Raw genomic sequence first — 3,820 nt, 5'->3', positions numbered from 1 at the left:
TGTGAAATACTTCTCGATGACATCCATGTGAATGCCAACCGCTTCAAAAATTTGAGCACCACGATAACTTTGAATCGTAGAAATCCCCATTTTGGAAAGGACTTTAATGACTCCGTCTGTTACTGAATGGATATAGTTAGCTACTGCCTGGTCAAAGGACTCCAAGGCGATTTCACCTTTATCCATCAGGCTTCTTACTGAATCAAATGCTAAATATGGATTGATACCTTCGGCACCGTAACCGAGTAAGGTAGCAAAATGATGAACTTCTCTCGGTTCTCCTGACTCTATTAAAATACTAATTTTTGTACGCGTACCTTGGCGAATGAGATGATGATGCAACCCCGATACCGCAAGTAGTGCCGGAACGGCTGCATATTTTTCCGACGTGCCACGATCGGATAGAATCAACAACGTATGTCCTGCTTGAACTGCCTGGTCAGCTTTAACAAACAATGAGTCGAGTGCTTTTTCTAAATTGCATTCGTTACTTTCGCTTGATGTTGCGTCAAACAGCGTCGAGAATGTAATGGATTTAAAGCCTTCCATTTGTTGCGTTCTCAGTTTTTGGAGTTGTTGATTTGTCAGGACCGGTGTTTTCAAACGAATATGCCTACAGCTTTCTGGACCTGGTTTTACCAAGTTCCCTTCAGCACCTATCGTGGTATCGACCATCGTCACGATTTTTTCGCGAATGGCATCTATGGGTGGATTTGTTACTTGAGCAAAGAGCTGCTTAAAGTAGTTATAGAGTAATTGTGGTTTTTTCGATAAAACGGCTAGTGGGGAATCATAGCCCATGGAACCGACTGGATCTTTGCCTTCCATTACGAGGGGCTTAATGATTTTATTGAGTTCTTCTCTTGTATAGCCAAATACAAGCTGTTGTTTTAACAGTTCTTCACACATGTACACGGGTGGTTGTTCCACTGCTTCAGGTAAATCCTCTAAATCTTTCATATTTTTCAGCCATTCTTTATATGGCTGTTCAGAAGCAATTTGTAGTTTAATTTCTTCGTCCGGAATGATTGTTCCTTTTTCCAAATCAACCAAAAGAATTTTACCAGGCGCAAGTCTTCCCTTGTATTCGATATCATCGGCGAAAATATCCAATGCGCCAACTTCGGATCCCAGGACAATCATGCCACCCTTAGTTACATAATAACGGGCAGGTCTCAGTCCATTTCGATCAAGACACGCACAGATTTGGTTGCCATCTGTAAATACCAGTGCAGCCGGGCCATCCCATGGTTCCATCAATGTACTGTGGTATTCGTAAAAATCACGTTTTTCTTCTTTGATGGTCTGATCATTCGACCAAGGTTCGGGTACCATCATCATAGCTGTATGGGCCAAGGAACGTCCTGATAGATGTAAAAATTCAAAGCAATTATCGAACATCGACGAATCACTGCCGTCAGCATCGATGATAGGTAATACTTTTAACAAATCTTCCTGACTGAAAAACTCCGATTCGCATAGTTGCTCACGTGCGCGCATCCAGTTGACATTGCCTCTTAATGTATTAAATTCACCATTGTGGATGGTATATCGATTCGGGTGAGATCTCTTCCAGCTCGGGAAGGTATTTGTACTAAAGCGGGAATGAACAAGTGCTAAAGCGGATTTAAATTCCGGATGATTTAAGTCGATGTAAAACGAATCAAGTTGTTCGGGGATCAGCATGCCTTTGTAGACTATAGTGCGCGTCGATAAACTACAAATGTAAACATCCTCAAAGCCCTTCACACTTGCTAACTCTTTTTCAATTCGCTTGCGAATCACATAAAGCTTTCGTTCAAAATCCATTAGATTATTAATATCTTCAGATACTTGAATAAATAATTGCCTAATGGCAGGTTTGGTTTTTGCCGCCACTTTCCCTACAAATGAGTCGTTGATTGGAACAGGACGCCATCCCAGAAACAGTTGACCTTCTTCAGCAATAATCTGCTCAAAAACTTCTTTGCTTTTCATGCGCAAATCGTGATCTTTAGGTAAATAAACCATGCCAACACCATATTCGCTTTCTCTAGGCAACACGATGTTCTCCTTCTCACATTGTTTTTTAAAAAAACGATGGGGAATCTGCGTTAATATCCCAGCTCCGTCTCCTGTACTCGTGTCAGCGGATTGCCCACCGCGATGCTCCATATTGCAAAGCATGTTGATGGCATTCTGTACGATACCATGTGTCTTTCTACCGTTGATATTGGCAAGCATCCCAATCCCGCAAGCTTCGTGCTCTTGCTCAGGATCGTATAAACCTTGAGGTGCGGGATATCCAAACTTCGTCATGATAACATCTCCTTTCTATTAATCTGCTGAAAGATGTTCACTCTTTTCATGAAGGGGTTCTTCACTGTATGCACACTTTCAATTTTGGAAAGTATATCACAAAACAGCGTTAATACACAATTCGGATAATATTATTTATTCATTTTATTTAATAAATATAAATGAAAACGCTATCATTTTCTGTTCATTTTATTATTATATGCACCATAAATGCATACATACTCGCGTTTCGCATTATCTAATGCTCTATTGTATTTTTTCTTCTAAACATTCTTTATTCATCTTCAACAGCTCGGTTTATGAATTAGGAGTTTAGATAAGAGAAATTGGGTAAAACTATACATATGTAAATTTCTAAGGGAGGTTAATCATGAACGCGAAAGCTAAATTTCTAGCCATGCCACTGGCAGCTGCATTGTTATTAGGTGCTTGCGGTGAGGATGATAAAAAGGATGATATTGAAGTCGAGGACCCGATGTTAGAAGACAACGGGGAAAACGATATAGGTGGATGACTTAGTCATCTAAACGAAGAGATTGAGATCTCTTCGTTTTTTTATTATTTAAACAAATTAGCATTCCCTCAAAAAAACCCTAAGAAATTTGCACTGATCTAAAAAAGAGGTTAAAAAAACCGCAGGCACGAACGCCAACGGTTTCATAAATAGGTTTGTTGCCACAATAGCGGTTTCACTTTCCCAGTTCAATGAATAAATATCCAACCTGTCTTGGGGATTTAGCCAAATAAAAGTGATACACTGTCAGACTCTTTTATGATGAAGGAATGATAATTGAAAAACATGTTCCCTTCCCTTTTTCACTTTTTATTTCTATATCCCCGTTTAATTCTTTAATAATTCCATATGCAATCATAGTGCCGAGGCCAGTCCCCTCCTCTTTTAATGAATAAAACGGCATGGCGATTCGCTTTACCTCCTCAGGAGACATTCCAATTCCTGAATCGATAATCTCAATTACAATACTATTCTTTCCCTTTTTTACATTAATTCGTAGCATCCCGCCATTTGCCATGGCTTCAATCCCGTTTTTTATTATGTTAATTAAACACTGTTTAATTTTATCGGCATTTGCATTTATAGAAAGTGAATCATTAATACAGCTTTTGATTTCAATATTATGTAAGCTTGCTAGCGGTGAAATATTATTTATAACTTGATTGACAATTAGCCTAATATCTAATGAGTCTTTAACATTATTTTGTGGTTTTCCTAATGATAAATAATCGTCAATAATGAGCTGTGCCTTTTCTAACTCCTGCAGAATGACTTGTAAATACTCATCCTTATGTGTTTCCGAGATTTCATTTTTATGAACCAACTGTATAAATCCAGATATAGTTGTTAGTGGATTTCGAATCTCGTGAGCAAAAGAGGCGGCCAATTCACTTATCACATAAAATTTTTCTGCCCTTTGAATTTTTTCTTTCATTTTATACTTTTCAATCATTCCTTCAATTAAATAAATAGAAAACAATCCCGTAAGGATATTGATTACTATATAAC

The 3,820-nt window shown here is 38.4% G+C and carries 3 protein-coding genes; 1 reads left to right on the top strand and 2 read right to left on the bottom strand.

The genetic code is table 11. The features are described 5' to 3' along the window. On the bottom strand, positions 1-2,298 hold a 2,298-nt coding region (locus tag AC1DSL_RS16295; RefSeq protein ID WP_477532994.1), incomplete at its 3' end, for a glutamate synthase central domain-containing protein. A gap of 370 nt (positions 2,299-2,668) precedes the next feature. On the opposite strand from AC1DSL_RS16295, the gene AC1DSL_RS16290 reads away from it, so the two are divergent. Next, on the top strand, positions 2,669-2,812 hold the full coding sequence (locus AC1DSL_RS16290; protein ID WP_477532993.1) for a hypothetical protein: 144 nt from the start codon (positions 2,669-2,671) through the stop codon (positions 2,810-2,812). Positions 2,813-3,068: 256 nt separating this feature from the next. Here AC1DSL_RS16290 and AC1DSL_RS16285 read toward each other — a convergent pair. Then, positions 3,069-3,820: ATP-binding protein (locus tag AC1DSL_RS16285; protein WP_477532992.1), on the bottom strand; the 752-nt coding region annotated here is incomplete at its 5' end.

Source organism: Paenisporosarcina sp. P4_D4 (assembly GCF_056401835.1).
The sequence above is the reverse complement of the archived record's forward strand: the minus strand, read 5'-3'. Positions and strand labels throughout refer to the sequence as shown.

Excerpts from the sequence above, each read along its gene's own strand:
- AC1DSL_RS16290 (WP_477532993.1), top strand. The coding sequence starts at position 2,669 with ATGAACGCGAAAGCTAAATTTCTAGCCATGCCACTGGCAGCTGCATTG.